The organism is Actibacterium sp. MT2.3-13A, from assembly GCF_018139985.1.
Taxonomy (GTDB): Bacteria; Pseudomonadota; Alphaproteobacteria; order Rhodobacterales; family Rhodobacteraceae; genus JAGSOU01.
The window spans coordinates 122,975-139,088 of record NZ_JAGSOU010000003.1; the positions used below are offsets into that span (position 1 = coordinate 122,975).

At 68.9% G+C, this 16,114-nt stretch carries 15 protein-coding genes; 4 read left to right on the forward strand and 11 right to left on the reverse strand.

What is annotated here, in order from left to right:
- Positions 1-26 precede the first annotated feature (26 nt).
- From KCI33_RS04145 to KCI33_RS04155, 3 genes are read right to left on the reverse strand one after another with little or no spacing between them, the layout of a single operon-like run.
- A complete protein-coding gene (locus KCI33_RS04145; RefSeq protein WP_249138904.1) occupies positions 27-755 on the reverse strand; it encodes a VTT domain-containing protein in 729 nt (242 codons plus the stop codon).
- A complete protein-coding gene (locus KCI33_RS04150; protein ID WP_212523496.1) occupies positions 756-1,142 on the reverse strand; it encodes a DUF302 domain-containing protein in 387 nt (128 codons plus the stop codon).
- Between the two features lie 36 nt (positions 1,143-1,178).
- The gene (locus KCI33_RS04155) at positions 1,179-1,376 is read right to left on the reverse strand and encodes a heavy-metal-associated domain-containing protein (RefSeq protein WP_212523497.1); all 198 of its coding nucleotides are present in this window, start codon (positions 1,374-1,376) and stop codon (positions 1,179-1,181) included.
- A gap of 148 nt (positions 1,377-1,524) precedes the next feature.
- Here KCI33_RS04155 and KCI33_RS04160 point away from each other — a divergent pair, with 148 nt between their 5' ends.
- Positions 1,525-4,035 carry a heavy metal translocating P-type ATPase gene (locus KCI33_RS04160; protein WP_212523498.1) on the forward strand — a complete coding sequence of 837 codons (2,511 nt, stop codon included), beginning with the start codon at positions 1,525-1,527 and terminating at the stop codon, positions 4,033-4,035.
- Between the two features lie 13 nt (positions 4,036-4,048).
- A complete protein-coding gene (gene cueR, locus KCI33_RS04165) occupies positions 4,049-4,477 on the forward strand; it encodes a Cu(I)-responsive transcriptional regulator (protein WP_212523499.1) in 429 nt (142 codons plus the stop codon).
- Between the two features lie 10 nt (positions 4,478-4,487).
- Here cueR and KCI33_RS04170 read toward each other — a convergent pair whose 3' ends face one another.
- The 7 genes from KCI33_RS04170 to KCI33_RS04200 all read right to left on the reverse strand — a co-directional run bounded on the left by KCI33_RS04170 (position 4,488) and on the right by KCI33_RS04200 (position 13,161).
- Positions 4,488-5,597, reverse strand: a complete 1,110-nt coding sequence (locus tag KCI33_RS04170) for an ATP-binding cassette domain-containing protein (RefSeq protein WP_212523500.1) — start codon at positions 5,595-5,597, stop codon at positions 4,488-4,490.
- Between the two features lie 4 nt (positions 5,598-5,601).
- Positions 5,602-6,495, reverse strand: coding sequence for a carbohydrate ABC transporter permease (locus tag KCI33_RS04175; RefSeq protein ID WP_212523501.1), 894 nt, complete (start codon positions 6,493-6,495; stop codon positions 5,602-5,604).
- Positions 6,492-7,364 (reverse strand): sugar ABC transporter permease, encoded by an 873-nt coding sequence (locus tag KCI33_RS04180; protein ID WP_212523640.1) that lies wholly within the window; start codon positions 7,362-7,364, stop codon positions 6,492-6,494. Before KCI33_RS04180 ends, KCI33_RS04175 begins: the two co-directional genes overlap by 4 nt.
- A 73-nt stretch (positions 7,365-7,437) precedes the next feature.
- Positions 7,438-8,655, reverse strand: a complete 1,218-nt coding sequence (locus KCI33_RS04185) for an ABC transporter substrate-binding protein (protein WP_212523641.1) — start codon at positions 8,653-8,655, stop codon at positions 7,438-7,440.
- Positions 8,656-9,002: 347 nt separating this feature from the next.
- Positions 9,003-9,290 carry a cupin domain-containing protein gene (locus KCI33_RS04190; protein ID WP_212523502.1) on the reverse strand — a complete coding sequence of 96 codons (288 nt, stop codon included), beginning with the start codon at positions 9,288-9,290 and terminating at the stop codon, positions 9,003-9,005.
- Positions 9,291-9,304: 14 nt separating this feature from the next.
- The gene (locus KCI33_RS04195; RefSeq protein ID WP_212523503.1) at positions 9,305-11,389 is read right to left on the reverse strand and encodes a hydantoinase/oxoprolinase family protein; all 2,085 of its coding nucleotides are present in this window, start codon (positions 11,387-11,389) and stop codon (positions 9,305-9,307) included.
- A gap of 17 nt (positions 11,390-11,406) precedes the next feature.
- Positions 11,407-13,161 (reverse strand): hydantoinase B/oxoprolinase family protein, encoded by a 1,755-nt coding sequence (locus tag KCI33_RS04200; protein ID WP_212523504.1) that lies wholly within the window; start codon positions 13,159-13,161, stop codon positions 11,407-11,409.
- Between the two features lie 184 nt (positions 13,162-13,345).
- On the opposite strand from KCI33_RS04200, the gene KCI33_RS04205 reads away from it, so the two are divergent.
- A complete protein-coding gene (locus KCI33_RS04205) occupies positions 13,346-14,335 on the forward strand; it encodes a helix-turn-helix domain-containing protein (RefSeq protein WP_212523505.1) in 990 nt (329 codons plus the stop codon).
- On the opposite strand, the gene KCI33_RS04210 is transcribed toward KCI33_RS04205, so the two are convergent.
- A complete protein-coding gene (locus KCI33_RS04210) occupies positions 14,290-15,198 on the reverse strand; it encodes a LysR family transcriptional regulator (RefSeq protein ID WP_212523506.1) in 909 nt (302 codons plus the stop codon). The two genes, KCI33_RS04205 and KCI33_RS04210, sit on opposite strands and share 46 nt — an antisense overlap.
- Positions 15,199-15,313: 115 nt before the next feature.
- Here KCI33_RS04210 and pxpA point away from each other — a divergent pair, with 115 nt between their 5' ends.
- A complete protein-coding gene (pxpA, locus tag KCI33_RS04215; protein WP_212523507.1) occupies positions 15,314-16,093 on the forward strand; it encodes a 5-oxoprolinase subunit PxpA in 780 nt (259 codons plus the stop codon).
- Positions 16,094-16,114 lie beyond the last annotated feature (21 nt).

A 16,114-nucleotide genomic window follows, 5' to 3' on the forward strand; every position in this document is an offset into this window, starting at 1 on the left:
GCATGGGGCTTCCGGTGGCTGGAGGGTCAAGGGCGATGCGGCCCTTGCCGCGGATGCGGCCTGGCCTGTCGGTCGCGGCGCCGCTTGCGGGTGTCGCGCAGCGTGACGATGAGCAGCGGCAGCAGCGTCGCCGCGCCGAGCCCTAGGGCGGCCCAGCCGGCGCCCGCCCAATCGCCGCGGGCGGCCTCGCCGCCGAGATGGGCCAGCAGGAAACTCGCCGGCACGATCCCGGCGAGGGTGGCGAGGGCGAAGCGCCACATCCGCAGACCGCTCAGCCCGGCGGCATAGCTGATCATGTCGAAGGAGACGAAGGGCAGCAGGCGGCTGGCGAAGACCGTCAGCATCAGTGCGTTCTGCGATCCCAGCAGGCCTGCCTCCACCCGGTTTCCGAGCCGCCGCCTCAGCGCCTCGCGCCCGAGGCGGCGGGCAAGACCGAAGGCGATGAGCGCGCCCAGCTCGGCGCCCAGGATCACATAGACCGTGCCCGCGACATGCCCGTAGGCCGCCCCGGCAGCCAGCGCGATCGGCGCGCTGGGCAGGGGGCTGGCCACCACCGCGACCGCCATCAGCAGGATGATCAGCGCCGGGCCGAACGCACCGCTGCGCACGACCCAGTCCGACACCGTGCCTTGGTCGAGAACGGCGTCCAGCCGCGTTCCGAGGCCCGCCCACCAGAGTCCTCCCGCCAGCGCCGAGAGCGCGAGGACCAGCAGCAGGCCCCTACGGGCCTTGAAGCGCCCGCCCAGCGGTTTCAATCAGGCCGCGTCGACCACGGCGCGCAGAAGGTCGCGGACCTGTCCCGCCACCGCCCCGAGACCGGCGTTGTCGATCGCCGCCATCGAGGCCACGGGGTCGATCGCGCTGATCTCGACACCGCCCGCGACCTGCCGGAGGATGACATTGCACGGCAGCATCGCGCCCACGCGCGGCTCCAGCCCGATGGCCTCATGCGCCATTTTCGGATTGCACGCCCCGAGGATGCGATAACCGTCCATGTCGACGTCGATCTTCTTCTTCATCGTGGCCTTGACGTCGATCTCGGTCAGCACGCCGAAGCCCTTGTCGGCGAGCGCGGCGCGCACGCGCGCTTCGGCGTCCTCCATCGTCGTTCCCGGCAGCAACCTGTCGTATGTGTAGCTCATCTTCCTGTTCCTTCTTGCAGGGGGTACGCGCCGCGCTCAGGCGACGGCGCTGGTCTCGTAGCCGGCTTCGCTGATCGCGGCGCGCACGGCGCTTTCCTCCAGGGTGGTCTTCACCGAGACGCTGCGCGCGGCGAGGTCGCAGTCCACCTGCGCGCCCGCGTCCAGCGCCTTGATCGCCTTCTCGATGGCGGCCGTGCAGTGACGGCAGCTCATCTCGGGAACGTTGAGTTTCATCTCGGCTATCCTCCTTCAGATGCCGCGAAAGTGGGGTGCTCCGGCGCTGGAAGGTCAAGTGGCGGAAAAAAATATTTCGGCGATCCTTGACCTTCCAGTGAATGGAAGCCTTAGGTGGCAGGCCGAGACCAGATCATTGGAGGCGCCCATGCCGGAAGAACAGCATTTCAAACTGTCGATCGAGGGGATGTCCTGCGCCTCCTGCGTGGGGCGCGTGGATCGCGCCCTCGCCGCGCTTCCGGGGGTGAGCGGGGTGTCCGTGAACCTTGCCAGCGAGACCGCGCAGCTCGACCTCGATGACGGCGCGCGGCTGGCGGATGTCGTCTCGACACTGGACGGGCTGGGCTATCCGGCGCGCCGGGCGGCGGTGACGCTGAGCATCGCGTCGATGTCCTGCGCCTCCTGCGTCGGGCGGGTGGACAAGGCCTTGGCCGCCGTGCCCGGGGTGCTGGAGGTCAATGTCAACCTCGCCTCGGAGACCGCCACGATCGCCTATCTCGATGGCGCGGTGACGCCTGGCGCGCTGATCGCGGCCTCGGCCGCGGCCGGCTATCCCGCCGAGCTCGCGCAGGCGACGCAGTCTGAGGACCGCGCCGCCCGCAAGGACGCGGAGGCGCGCGAGACCGCGCGCCGGACCATCCTGGCAGGGGTGCTGGCGCTGCCGGTGTTCCTGATGGAGATGGGCGGCCACCTGATCCCGGGCGTTCACGCCTTCATCGGCCAGACGATCGGGCACCAGGCCAGCTGGCTGATCCAGTTCGCCCTGACCACGGCGGTGCTGGCCGGGCCGGGGCGGGGGTTCTACGCCAAGGGCCTGCCGGCGCTGCTGCGCGGCGCGCCGGACATGAATAGCCTCGTCGCCGTCGGCACCGGCGCGGCCTATGCCTATTCGGTGGTGGCGACCTTCCTGCCCGCGCTGATGCCCGCCGAGGTCCGGGCGGTCTATTTCGAGGCCGCGGCGGTGATCGTCGTGCTGATCCTGCTGGGCCGGTTCCTGGAGGCGCGTGCCAAGGGCCGCACCGGGGCCGCGATCCAGACGCTTCTGGGCCTGCAGGCCCGCACCGCCCGCGCGATCCGCGACGGTGAGCCGGTGGAGGTGCCGCTGGAGGCGCTCCGCACCGGCGACATCCTGATCGTCCGCCCCGGCGAGCGCATCGCCGTCGACGGCGAGGTGACCGAGGGCGCAAGCCATGTCGACGAGAGCATGATCACCGGCGAGCCGGTGCCGGTGGCCAAGGCGCCGGGCGACCAGGTCACCGGGGGCACGGTGAACGGCGCGGGCAGCTTCCGCTTCCGCGCGACGCGCGTGGGGGCGGACACCACGCTGTCGCAGATCATCCGCATGGTCGAAGAGGCGCAGGGCGCGAAGCTGCCGATCCAGGGGCTGGTCGACCGGATCACCCTGTGGTTCGTGCCCGCGGTGATGAGCGCCGCGGCGCTGACCGTGCTGGTCTGGCTTGTGCTCGGGCCCAGCCCCGCGCTGTCCTTGGCGCTGGTCGCGGGCGTGTCGGTGCTGATCATAGCCTGCCCCTGCGCCATGGGTCTGGCCACGCCGACCTCGATCATGGTCGGCACCGGGCGCGCGGCCGAGATGGGGGTGCTGTTCCGCAAGGGCGACGCGCTGCAGCAGCTCGCCTCGGTCGATGTCGTGGCGCTGGACAAGACCGGGACCGTCACCGAGGGCCGCCCCGCGCTGACCGATCTCGTCCTCGCCGACGGCTTCGCCCGCGACGAGGTGCTCGGCCTGGTGGCCGCGGTCGAGGAACAGTCGGAACACCCGATCGCCGAGGCGATCGTGCGCGCCGCCCGCGCGGCGGGCGCGCCGCGCCGCGCCGCGGCTGGCTTCGCCTCGCTCACCGGCTTCGGCGTCAGGGCGACGGTCGATGGCCGCGACGTGCTGATCGGCGCCGACCGCCTGATGGCCCGCGAGGGGCTGGAGCCGGGCGCGCTGGCCGCGCACGAGGCTGATCTGGCGGCGCGCGGGCGCACCGCGCTCTATGCCGCGGTCGACGGCCGGGTGGCGGCGGTGATCGCGGTCGCGGACCCGGTGAAACCGGCCAGCGCGGCGGCCATCGCGGCGCTGCACGCGCAGGGGTTGAAGGTGGCGATGATCACCGGCGACAAGCGCGAGACCGCTGAGGCCATCGCGCGCGAAACCGGCATCGACCATGTGGTCGCCGGCGTGCTGCCCGACGGCAAGGTCGCGGCGCTGGATGAACTGCGCGGCGGCGGCCTGACGCTGGCCTTCGTCGGCGACGGCATCAACGACGCGCCGGCGCTGGCGCATGCCGATGTCGGCATCGCCATCGGCACCGGCACGGATGTGGCGATCGAATCCGCGGATGTGGTGCTGATGTCGGGCGACCTGCGCGGCGTGGTCAACGCCTTCGAGGTGTCGCGCCACACGATGCGGAACATCCGCCAGAACCTGTTCTGGGCCTTCGGCTACAACACCGCGCTGATCCCGGTGGCGGCGGGGGTGCTCTACCCCGCCTTCGGCGTGCTGCTCTCGCCGGTGCTGGCGGCCGGTGCGATGGCGCTGTCCTCCGTCTTCGTCCTGACCAACGCCCTGCGCCTGCGCCGGGTGCGCCCGCCGATGGACGAACGGGCCGCCCCCAACCCCGCCATGACCGCGCCGGCGCCCGCCCCGGCCGAGTAAGAAGGAGACCGACATGAATATCGGAGATGTCGCCCGCGCCTCGGGCCTGCCCGCCAAGACCATCCGCTACTACGAGGACATCGGCCTCGTGCAACCGCTGCGCAGTGCCAACGGCTATCGCAGCTTCCGGGAGAGCGACCTGCACAAGCTGGCGTTCCTGGGACGCGCCCGCGCGCTCGGATTCACCATCGAGGATTGCCGCAGCCTGCTCGCGCTCTACGAGGACGACACCCGCGAAAGCGCCAGCGTGAAGCGCATCGCCGAGGACCACCTGCGCCGGATCGACGAAAAGATCGCGCAGCTCCAGTCCATGCGGACGACCCTCGCGGATCTGGTGCAGTCCTGTGCCGGGGACCACCGCCCCGACTGCCCGATCCTGAACGACCTCGGGGCGCCGGCAGCGGGCGAGGGCGGCGCATCCTGCCACGGCGCGTCCGACTGACGCGCGGCGGCTAGATGCGCAGGCCGGTCCCGGCGTCGAACAGCTTGGCCTTGCCCATGTCCACCTCGAAGCGGAACGGCGTGCCGGGCGGATGAGCGTCTTCGGGCCGGACGCGGGCGATCAGGTCCTGGCCGCCGATCTCGAACACGATCATGGTGTCCGGCCCGGTCGGCTCGACCACGGCCACCGGGCGCTCGAACACGAAGCGGTCGGGCCCCGGCAGTTCGGTCCCGGCGGCGAAGATCGTCTCGGGGCGCAGCCCCAGCACCACCTCCTGCCCGTCGGGCGCGCCGATCCGCGCGGCCTCGGCCGCCGCGATGGGAAAGCGCACCCCGTCCCGGTCGCCCAGCGGCGCGAAGAACAGCCCGCCGTCCCGGACCAGCCGCCCGCGGATCATGTTCATCGGCGGCGAGCCCATGAAGCCCGCGACGAACAGGTCCACCGGGTTTTCATAGATCGTCGCCGGGTCGGCCACCTGACGGATATGGCCGTTGTCCATCACGGCGATCCGCGTGGCCAGCGTCATCGCCTCGATCTGGTCGTGGGTGACGTAGACGGCGGTCTTGCCCAGCCGCTGGTGCAGTTTCTTGATCTCGGTTCGCATTTCGATGCGCAGCTTGGCGTCGAGGTTCGACAGTGGCTCGTCGAACAGGAACACCGCCGGGTTGCGCACCAGCGCGCGGCCCATGGCGACCCGCTGGCGCTGCCCGCCCGACAGTTGGCCCGGCTTGCGCTGGAGGAAGCGGTCGATCTGCAACAGATGCGTGAACTCCTCTACCGCGGCGTCCTGATGCGCCTTGGGAATGCGCCGGGTCTCCATCCCGAAGGTGATGTTCTGGCGCACCGTCTTGGTGGGGTAGAGGGCGTAGGACTGGAACACCATGGCGATGTCGCGGTCGCGCGGCGGCGTGGTGTCGACCTTCTGCCCGCCGATGAACACATGGCCCGAACTCAGCGTCTCCAACCCCGCGATCAGGTTGAGCAGCGTGGACTTGCCGCAGCCCGAGGGGCCGACCAGCACCACGAACTCGCCCGGCTCGATCTCCAGGTCGATGCCCTTGATCACCTCGTTCGCGCCGAAGAACTTGCGCACCGACTCGAGCCGGATCCCTGCCGCCATTCGCCTACCCCTTTACCGCGCCCGCCGACAGCCCGCGCACGAAATACGCGCCGGCAACGACATAGACCAACAGCGTGGGCAGGCCGGCGATGATCGCCGCGGCCATGTCCACGTTGTATTCCTTCACCCCCGTCGAGGTGTTGACCACGTTGTTCAGCGCCACCGTGACCGGGTTGCTGTCGCCCACGGTGAAGGCCACCCCGAACAGGAAGTCGTTCCAGATCTGGGTGAACTGCCAGATCACCGTGACCACGATCGCCGGCAGCGACATCGGCAGGACGATCCCGAAGAAGATGCCGAAAAACCCCGCTCCGTCCACCTTGGCCGCCTGCAGGATGCCGTCGGACACCCCGATGAAGAAATTGCGGAAGAACAGCGTGGTGAACGCCAGACCATAGACCGTGTGCACCAGGATCAGCCCCGGCACCGAGCCCGCCAGCCCCAGCTGCCCCAGCGTCCGCGCCATCGGCAGCAGGATCACCTGGAAGGGGATGAAGGCGCCGAACAGGATCAGCGCGAAGATGATGTCGGCGCCGGGGAAACGCCACTTGGTCAGGGCATAGCCGTTGAGCGCGCCCAGGATGGTCGAGATCGCAACCGCCGGCACCGTCATCAGAACCGAGTTCCAGACATAGGGTTCCAGCCCGTCGCAGCGCACGCCGACGCAGGCCGCGTTCCACGCCTTTCCCCAGGCATCGAAGGTGATCTCGCGCGGCAGGCTCAGGAAGCTGCCGGCGCGGATCTCCTCCAGCGATTTCAGCGAGGTCGCGACCATCACGAACAGCGGCACCAGGTAATAGAGGCAGAACAACGCCAGCACCGCGAACAGGAGCCCGCGCAGCATCACCGCGCCTGGACCGGAGGGGCGGACGATGCCCGATGTGCGGCGGCGCCTCATTTTCGCGTCCCCCGCAGCTCGGAATAGAGATAGGGCACGATGATCGCGCTCACCGTCATCAGCATCATCACCGCGCTCGCCGCGGCCACGCCCAGCTCGCTGCGCTGGAAGGCGAAGGCATACATGAAGGTGGCGGGCATGTCGGTGGCGTAGCCCGGGCCGCCTCCGGTCAGCGCGACCACCAGGTCGAAGCTCTTGATCGCCAGGTGGGCGAGGATGATGACCGTGGACAGGAACACCGGGCGCAGCATGGGCAGCACGATGCCGGAATAGACCAGCCAGGGGCCCGCCCCGTCGATCGCCGCGGCCTTGAGGATCTCGTCATCGACCGAGCGCAGCCCGGCCAGGAACAGCGCCATCGCGTAGCCCGAGGATTGCCAGACGGCGGCGATGACCACCGTGTAGATCGCGAAATCGGAGTTCACCAGCCAGTCGAAGGTGAAGTTCTCGAACCCCGCCTGGCGCATCAGCCGCTCGATCCCGAGGCCGGGGTTGAGGATCCATTTCCACACCGTGCCGGTGACGATGAAGGACAGCGCCATCGGATAGAGGTAGATGGTGCGGATCATCCCCTCGATGCGGATGCGCTGGTCCAGCAGGATCGCCAGCAGGATGCCGATCGCCATGCTGATGCCGATGAAGAGCGAGGAGAAGATGAACAGGTTCTTCAGCGCCACATACCAGCGCGGCGTGGCCCACAGCCGCTCATACTGCGCCAGCCCGTCGAAGGTGTAGACCGGCATCACCCCCGATTTCGTCAGCGAGATATAGGCCGTCCAGGCGATGAAGCCGTAGACAAAGAACAGGCTCAGCGCGAATAGCGGCGAGACCACGATGAGCGGCAGGCGCCGTTCGACACCCTGCCTCAAGGATTTCAGGAACACTGCCCGCTGCATGGAGGAACAGGCGGCCGGGGCGCGCGTGGCCCCGGCCGCCCCGGTTTCACATTGCGCGCTTGACGGCGGCGGCCAGTTTCTCGACCGCGTCCTGCGAACTCATGTCGGAGTTGAAGAACTCCGTCACCAGGTCCAGGAACTCGCCCCGGACCGAGCGCGGCACTGCCATCTCATGCGCCATCGAGGGCACCAGCGCGTCGCTCTCGATCGCCTTGACCAGATCGGCATGCGAGCGCTTGGCGCAGTCGTCGAAATCGTCCAGCGGCACGTCCGTCCGCGCCGGGATGGAGCCCTTGGCCAGGTTGAAGGTCTTCTGGAAATCCGGCGACATGATCAGGCTGGCCAGCACCTTCTGCCCGGTGAGGTTCTCGTCGCCCTCGACCTTGAAGAAGGTGAAGCTGTCGGAGTTCAGCACGAAGCCGTTGCCCGGCGTCGGCGCGCAGAGAAAATCCTTGCCCGGCACCTTGCCCGCGGCCAGGAACTCGCCCTTGGCCCAGTCGCCCATGATCTGGAAGCCCGCCTCGCCGCGCATCACCATGGCGGTGGCGAGGTTCCAGTCGCGCCCGGAGAAGTTGGGATCGACATAGCCGCGCATCTTGCGCAGCTGGTCGAAGGCGGCGACCATGGTGTCGCTGGTCAGCGCATCCTGGTCGAGTTCGACCAGCGCCTTGCGGAAGAACTCAGCCCCGCCGACGCCCAGCACCACGTCCTCGAAGACGGTGGCGTCCTGCCAGGGCTGGCCGCCATGGGCCAGCGGCACGATGCCCGCGGCCTGCAGCTTGTCGGCGGCGGCGTTGAACTCCTCCCAGGTGGTCGGCATCGCCTCGACGCCGGCCTTGGCCAGCGCCTCGGGGTTGGCCCAGATCCAGTCGACGCGGTGGATGTTCACCGGCGCGGCGACATACTGGCCCTCGTATTTCATGATCCCGGCCAGCGCCGGGGGCAGCACGGCGTCCCAGCCCTCGGCCTCGGCCACGGCCTGCACGTCGTTCAGCGCGCCCTGCTGGGCCCATTCCTGGATGCCCGGGCCCTTGAGCTGCACCGCGGTCGGCGGGTTGCCCGCCACGACCCGCGCGCGCAGGGCGGTCATCGCCGCGTCCCCGCCGCCGCCCGCGATGGGCGAGTCGATCCAGGTGCCGCCGGTGGCCTCGAAGCTTTTCTTCAACTCGCCCACGGCCTTGGCCTCGCCGCCCGAGGTCCACCAGTGCAGCACCTCGACCGTGCCCTCGGCGCGCGCCGGGGTGCCCAGCGTCAGGCCCGCCATTGCCACAAGCGGTAGAACATACTTCGAATGAAACATGGGACTTTCCTCCTCCTGAACGGGCGGTGGTCAGCGCCCCGCCCAAAATGGAACGTCTTCGTGCCCCTTCCCCAGCCAACCGAGGACGTCGTGCAGTAATGCAACGCGTGTAGCACGGATCGGCGTTCTCCAGTTTGATCGGTGTCAAGTCTCGCCGCGCCCCGATCCGCCGCGATCGGGGCCGCGCAAGGGGCCGCCAGGGGGCAGTCACCGCGGCCGGGGGCACGTCAAAGGAGACCGCCCCCCGCGGGGCCGCTGCGCGCGGGGGGGCGAAGGGCGGAGGGCGACAGCGCCGACCTCCGAAGGGGACGTTATTTGATCTCGACCTCGATGAAGACGATCTCCGTCTCCCCGGCGTTGATCACGTTGTGCGACACGCCGGCCTTGCGGAAATACGACACGCCCGCGCGCAGGGGCGCCTGCACCGTGCCGCCGTCATCGGCGGCGATGGTCAGCGTGCCGGGCTGCACCGGCACGACGACGTAGTCGTATTCATGCACATGGTGGCCGGTCGCGGTGCCCGGCGCGAGGCGCCATTCGGTTACGCGCACCCGGTCGTTGTCCTCCTGGCAATCGCTTGCCGCCTGTCCGTAGTCCATCGCATTCGCTCCGTTCAATGCGCGGCGCCGCGCGCCGTCAGGTCGTAAACGCCGGTCTCGTGCAGGGTGGCCCGCCAGTCGGCGTCGATCAGGATGGTGGTGGTGTCCTCCTCGATCACGGCGGGACCCTCGATGCGGTCGCCCGCGCCCAGAAGGTTGCCGTCATAGACCGGCGCGGTGACCGCCGCGCCGTCGGCCGACAGAATTACCTCGCGCTGCGCCTTGATCGCGCGCTCGGGCCCGTCGCCCGCGGCCAGGGTGAAGCTGCCGAGCTTGCCGATCCGGCCGAAGATCGCGCTTTCCACGTTCACGACCTCCACCGCGTTATGCGGCTCGGAATAGGTGTAGAGCTCCTTGTGGCGGCGGTGGAATGCGTCGCGGAGGTCGCCGAGGCTGTCCTCGGTGATCTCCATGCCGCCGATCTCGACCGTGCATTCATGCACCTGCCCGACATAGCGCATGTCCAGCGCGCGCCGGATCTCGATGTCCTTGCGGGCGAAGCCGTCCGCCTCCAGGTCCGTGATCCCGCGCGCCTCGATCTCGGCGAAGGTGCGCGCCAGCGCCGCGCCGGTGCCGGGCGCGTCCAGCCGGGCGGGGAAGGGGGCCATGTAGTTGTATTTGACGTCCGAGATGATCTGCCCGAAGGCGCAGAGCCCCGAGGCCAGCTTGGGCACCAGGATGCGCCGGATGCCCATCTCGCGCGCCAGCGCCGTGATATGCGCGCCCGTCGCGCCGCCCGCGCCCACCAGGATGAAGTCGCGCGGGTCGTCGCCGCGCTCCACCGAGACGCGGCGAATGCCGTTGACCATGTTGTTGTTGACGATGGTGAACATGCCGTAGGCCGCGCGCTCGACGCTGATGCCCAGGGGCTCGGCGACATGGGTGCGGATGGCCTCGCGCGCCTTCTCCACGTCGAGCGGCAACTGGCCGCCGATCAGGCCGCCGGGGTTGAGATAGCCCAGCACCAGGTTGGCGTCCGACACCGTGGGCCTCGTGCCGCCCTGGCCGTAACAGGCGGGGCCGGGATCGGCGCCGGCGCTTTCGGGGCCCATCTGCAGCAGCCCCAGCTCGTTGATCGCCCCGATCGAGCCGCCGCCGGCGCCCAGCGTCTCAACCTGCACCATCGGCACGCCGAGGCGGTAGCGCAGGAAGTCGATGTTCTTGGTGATGTTGGAGACGCCGTTCTTGGTCAGCGTGATATCGAAGGAGGTGCCGCCCATGTCCACGGTGATGATGTTGTCCAGGCCGAAGGGCCGCGCCACGTGCAGCCCGGCCTGCGGCGCCGAGGCGGGGCCGGAGTTGATGGCATAGACCGAGCGGTCCGACAGCACCTCGCCGATCGCCAGCCCGCCGTTCGACTGGAAGAAGCGCACCGGGTTGCGCGCCCCCAGCGCGCGGAAATAGGCGTCCACCGCGTCCACATACTGGCGCAGGATCGGGCCGAGATAGGCGTTGACCACGGCGGTGGAGGTGCGGGTGTATTCGCGCACCTGCGGGTAAAGCTCGGACCCCACGGTCAGCAGGGCGCCGGGCATCATCTCGGCCACGATCCTGGCCGCGCGGCGCTCGTGCTCGGGATTGAGCACCGACCACACGAAGGAGATCGCGACCGAGCCGATGCCCTCCTTCAGGAACAGCTCGCAGGCGGCGCGCACGTCGTCCTCGTTCATCGGCGTGTGCACCGCCCCGGTGGAGATCACCCGCTCGCGCACGCCGCGGCGCAGGTAGCGCGGCACCAGCATGGTCGCGGGCGGGTATTCGGCGTCGTAGCGATAGCCGTCCTCCTTGTGGCCAAGGCGAATCTCCAGGCTGTCCTCGTGACCGTGGGTGCAGATCAGGCCGGTCGGCGCGCCGCTGTGGGTGATCAGGGCGTTCAGCGCCACGGTGGTGCCGTTGATGCAAAGATCCGCCCCCGAGACGATCTCCTCGGCGCTGACGCCGAGGGCCTCGGTCATCTGCGCCAGCCCCGCCTTGATCGCCTGCGTCGGGTCGGCGGGTGTGGAGAGCGCCTTGAACAGGTGCACCTGTCCGCTGCCGTCGGCCAGCACGAAATCGGTGAAGGTTCCGCCCGCGTCGATGCCCAGTCGGTATTTTGCCATTGTCCTGTTCCTTCCCCTCAGTTGGCGCGGCCGCGCAGCGCGGCGGTGGCGGCCTCGTCCACGGTCAGCGTTTCGGCGTCGGCGACGACCACGCCGTAATCGGCCCTGGCCCCTTCGACCGAGACCAGCCCGTTGCGGATGTCGCGGAGAACGGCCGCGATCTCGCGCTCGAACGGGTTGCCGTAGCCGCCGCCGCCGGGGTTCATGTTGGCCGCCCGCTCGCCCGGGCGGATGGTCTCGATGACGTTGCGCTTGATGACCTCGGTCTGGCCGTTGCGGGTGATCTCCAGCCGCCCGACCTTGGGCTCGATCATGGCCGAGGCCGCGCCGCCCGCGCCGGTGGCGGGAATGCGCCGGCCCTCGCCGAAGGTGATGAAGGTCATGTCGCTGTCCAGCGGTTCCACCTCCCAGCAGGTGCCCGAGCCCCCGCGGAACTTGCCCGCCCCGCCCGAGTCGGTCATCAGCGAATAGCGGTGGATGATGATCGGGTAGGAATGCTCCAGCAGTTCGATATCGCCCGAGGTCAGCGCCCCGAAGCAGCATTCCGGCCCGCAGGCGTGCCAGCCGTCCTGGCTGGGCGTGGCGCCCGCGCCCGAGATGATCGAGGCCAGAACCATGGTCACATATTCCTCGTCGTGGCGCTTGTCCCAGCCGGCGATGTTGCAGCCGTTGGCATGGCCCCAACTGGCCGAGACCTTGGCGGGCGCGGCCTGCTCGAAGGCCAGCCGCACGGCGTCGGTCAGGGTCTCCATGGGCGTGGTGGTGCAGTTGGCGTGCGGCGCCGGTTCCCGGGCGTTGCACAGCGTGCCCTTGGGCCCCATGTCCACGCTCACGCAGCGGTAGAGTCCCTCGTTATAGGGCGGCGGCAGCTGCGCGAACATCATCAGCCCGAGATAGACGCCGGAATAGCTGTTTCCCTCGTAGGAGTTGATGAAATAGGGGATCTGCGGTGGGCTTTCGATGGCGATGTGGCAGGTGTCGTCCTTGATCGTCACATGCGCGGTGATCTCGAAATCGCCGAAGCCGTGGCCTGCGTCCTCGAGGATCGCTGTGCCGGTATATTTGCCGTCGGGCACCTCGCGGATCAGCGAGCGCATATGCGCGTCGGCCATCTCCATCAGCTTGTCGATGCAGGCACGGACCTCCTCGACACCGTATTTGTCGAGCAGCGCGATCAGGTTGCGCTCTCCGACCTGACAGGCGCCGATCAGGGCGTTGAAATCGCCCTCCTGGTCGCGGCGCGCGCGCATGTTGGTCAGCAGCAGGTTGAGGATGTCGCGGCGCGGCACGCCCTTGTCCCAGATCTTGATCGGCGGGATGCGCAGCCCCTCTGCGTAGATCTCCTTGGCCTCGGGGTTGTAGCCGGCCGGGACCGGGCCGCCGATATCGGTCAGGTGGCCCTTGCACACCGTCCAGAATACCAGCTCGCCCTTGTAGAACACCGGCTTGTACATGCAGGTGTCGATGATGTGCGATCCCGCGTAATCGGGGTCGTTGTGCAGGATGAGGTCGCCCTCGTGGATGTCGCCGTCGAAGAATTTCCACACCGCCTTCATCGCCGGGATGAGGCTGCCGAGGTGGATCGGGATGTCCTGGCCCTGCAGGATCATCTCGGGCGTGGCGTTGAACAGCGCGGTGGAATAGTCATGCGCCAGATTGAACACGCTGGAGCGCGCGGTCTTTTCCAGCGAGACCGTCATCTCGCGCTGTGTGGTCTCCAGGACCCCGCGCACGACGCTCAGCGTGATGGGGTCGACATCCCTGTTGGCCATGGGGGCCTCCCGTCTTGTTATGGAGTGACGTTGTCGCGCCAGTTTAGGGCCGGTGGGCGGGGGCGTTCTATGCGCGGGGCGCACGATCTCTGTGCCGGCAGCGCATTGCGGGCCGAAAACGGACGGCTTGCCTTGTGCGGGGAGATCGGCAACCATTTCCCCGTTTCGCAAGGAGGGGCGCCGCATGACGCCAGCCACTGCCGAATTCACCACCGCCGGCCTGCCGCCGGGCCTCAGGGCCGCGCGCTGGTCGCAGGCGATCGCGCGCTCCTATTTCGCGCTGGAACTGGAGTTCCGCCAGCCGGAGCGGTTTCATGGCGCGCTCAAGACCTGGTCGCTGGGCGAGGTGCTGGCCTCGCGGTTGCGCTCGGACGCGCTGTGCTACACCCGGCGGAGCGATCACCTGCGCGGCGCCGGCGAGGAGGAGTTCCTGCTGACCATCCCGCACCGCAGCGCCGTGCAGTTCGTCCAGATGGGGCGGGACGTGACCTGCCCGCCGGGCGGCTTCATCGTCGAACGCGGCAACGAGCCCTATGAGTTCAGCTACGCCGCCGCCAACGACCTGATCGCGCTGAAGGTGGCGCACCGGACGCTGGCCGATCGGCTGCCCGACCCGGGGCGGTTCTGCGCGATGGAATTCGACGGGCGCAGCGGGGTGGGCGCGCTGATGGTGGACCTGATCACCGCCAGCGAGGCGCATGCCGCCGAGATGTCCGCCGAGGCCCGCGCCGCCGTGGGCCGCCAGGTGATCGAGCTGCTGGCGCTGGCGATCGAGCGCGATCCGCGCGCGGCGGGCAGCCGGGAAACCTCGGTCCGGGCGGCGCATCTGTCGCGCATCAAGCGGGTGATCGGCGAGGATTTCTCAAACCCGGCACTGGTCCCGTCCGCGGTGGCGGCGGCCTGCGGCATCTCCACCCGCTACCTGCATGAGCTGTGCCGAAGCGACGGCGCCAGCCTGCGCCAGCGGATCCGCGAGGCGCGTCTGAGCGCGGCGCACCGCCGGCTGTCGTCGCCGGGCGGGACCCGCTCGATCACCGAGGTCGCCTATGGCTGCGGATTTTCCGACGCCTCCTCCTTCGCGCGAGCCTTCCGCGCGCGCTTCGGCGTGACGCCGCGGGCGCTGCGCGATCAGGCGCGCGCCACCTGCTGGGAGCCGAACAGCCCCCGGAAATAGTCGCGGAAGGCGGTCATCGCCGGGGAGAAGACCGCGTTCCTGCGCCAGACCAGCCCGACATCCATCGGCGGGATGTCCTCGGCGACGTCGGCGGTCTCCAGCCGGCGGCCCTCCAGCGACCAGGGCCGGTAGACCATGTCCGACAGGATCGACACGCCATGCCCGTTGGCCACCATCGAGCGCACCCCCTCGACCGAAGAGGTCCTGAGCACGACATTCGGCTTGACGGTGGAGTTCGACCAGTAGCGCATCGCGGTATGCGCGGCCTCGTCCACGGTCAGCATGACGTAGGGCTCCTGCGCCACGTCGGCGAAGCTCAGCGCGCCGCGGTCGAGGAACGGGTGGCGCGAGGGCAGCCACAGCCGGCGCGGCGAGCGCAGCAGGGTCTCCGAGGCGATCTCGGAATTGGTGATGTTCGAGGTCAGCGCCACGCCGATGTCGATCTGTCCGTCGACCAGCGCATCCTCGATCGCCGGGCGCGACATCTCGCGCAGGTGCAGTGCGATGCCCGGCATCAGCCGTGCCATGCGCTCCAGGTGCACGGGCAGGAAATAGCCGATCACCGTGTAGGAGGCCGCGACCTGCAACGCGCCGCTGGTGTCCAGCGGCTCCTGCGCCTGCAGCGCCTCGTCCACCTTGGCCAGGATCTCGTAGCCCGAGGACAGGAAGCGCCGCCCCGCCTCGGTCAGGGTCATCCCCAGCGAGGAGCGCACGAAGAGGGTGGCGCCGAGGATCGCCTCAAGCTCGCGGATCGCGGCGGTGACCGCCGATTGCGACACCGACAGTTCGATCGCGGCGCGGCTGACCTGGCCGAGCTCGGCCGTGGCGACGAAATATTTGAGATGGCGCAGGTTGAATGACATGGGGCATCATTATCAGAAAAAACGATAGGGCAACCCCAGAAAAAAGAACTTCTGCGGAAAGAAATCCTGTCGTTAACTTTCCCCGATCCCGTTGGCTCCCTCGGAAAGGACCGTGATGTATCGCTCCACCATTGACCTGAACTGCGACCTGGGCGAGGGCTACGGCCACTGGACCTACGGCGATGCGCCCGACAGCGAACTGATGCCGCTGATCAGCTCGGCCAATGTGGCGACGGGCTATCACGCGGGCGATCCCAACCAGATGGACGCCGTGGTGCGGCTGGCGGCGGAAATCGGCGTCGGGCTGGGGGCGCATCCGGGCTACAAGGATCTGCAGGGCTTCGGCCGCCGCACCATCGCGGCGCGGCCGGACGAGCTGGTGAACGACATCCTCTACCAGACCGGCGCGTTGCGCGAATTCGGGCGCCGGCACAACGTGCCGTTGCAGCATATCAAGCCGCACGGCGCGCTCTACATGACCGCGGCCGCCGATGCCGACCTGTCGCGCCAGCTGGTCGAGGCGATGCAGCGCACCGGCCCCGACCTGTTCATCTACTGCATGTCGGTCTCGGAAACCTACCGCGTGGCGCGCGAGGCCGGGCAGCCGACGATCCGCGAATTCTACGCCGACCGCGATTACGACAACAGCGGCTCCATCGTCTTCGCGCGCAAGATGCGCCGGCTGGAGCCCGCCGAGATCGCCGAGAAATGCCTGCGCGCCTGCGTCGACGGCAAGGTCCGCACCGTCGAGGGCGACGACATCGAGATCGAATTCGAATCGATCTGCTTCCACTCCGACACGCCCGGCGCGCTGAAGATCGGCACCGCCGTGCGGCAGGCGCTGCTGGACAACGGCATCAGGATCGCCCCGCCCAGCCGCCAGACCGCCGTTTGATCCGCGACACAGACAAGGAAC

What these genes read in the sequence shown, in the direction of transcription:
- KCI33_RS04170 (WP_212523500.1), bottom strand. Translation starts at nt 5,597, where the DNA reads ATGGCGGCAGGGATCCGGCTCGAGTCGGTGCGCAAGTTCTTCGGCGCG.
- KCI33_RS04200 (WP_212523504.1), bottom strand. Translation starts at nt 13,161, where the DNA reads ATGGCCAACAGGGATGTCGACCCCATCACGCTGAGCGTCGTGCGCGGG.
- KCI33_RS04190 (WP_212523502.1), bottom strand. Translation starts at nt 9,290, where the DNA reads ATGGACTACGGACAGGCGGCAAGCGATTGCCAGGAGGACAACGACCGG.
- KCI33_RS04210 (WP_212523506.1), bottom strand. Translation starts at nt 15,198, where the DNA reads ATGTCATTCAACCTGCGCCATCTCAAATATTTCGTCGCCACGGCCGAG.
- KCI33_RS04195 (WP_212523503.1), bottom strand. Translation starts at nt 11,389, where the DNA reads ATGGCAAAATACCGACTGGGCATCGACGCGGGCGGAACCTTCACCGAT.
- KCI33_RS04155 (WP_212523497.1), bottom strand. Translation starts at nt 1,376, where the DNA reads ATGAAACTCAACGTTCCCGAGATGAGCTGCCGTCACTGCACGGCCGCC.
- pxpA (WP_212523507.1), top strand. Translation starts at nt 15,314, where the DNA reads ATGTATCGCTCCACCATTGACCTGAACTGCGACCTGGGCGAGGGCTAC.
- KCI33_RS04160 (WP_212523498.1), top strand. Translation starts at nt 1,525, where the DNA reads ATGCCGGAAGAACAGCATTTCAAACTGTCGATCGAGGGGATGTCCTGC.
- KCI33_RS04150 (WP_212523496.1), bottom strand. Translation starts at nt 1,142, where the DNA reads ATGAGCTACACATACGACAGGTTGCTGCCGGGAACGACGATGGAGGAC.
- KCI33_RS04175 (WP_212523501.1), bottom strand. Translation starts at nt 6,495, where the DNA reads ATGAGGCGCCGCCGCACATCGGGCATCGTCCGCCCCTCCGGTCCAGGC.
- KCI33_RS04185 (WP_212523641.1), bottom strand. Translation starts at nt 8,655, where the DNA reads ATGGCGGGCCTGACGCTGGGCACCCCGGCGCGCGCCGAGGGCACGGTC.
- KCI33_RS04205 (WP_212523505.1), top strand. Translation starts at nt 13,346, where the DNA reads ATGACGCCAGCCACTGCCGAATTCACCACCGCCGGCCTGCCGCCGGGC.
- cueR (WP_212523499.1), top strand. Translation starts at nt 4,049, where the DNA reads ATGAATATCGGAGATGTCGCCCGCGCCTCGGGCCTGCCCGCCAAGACC.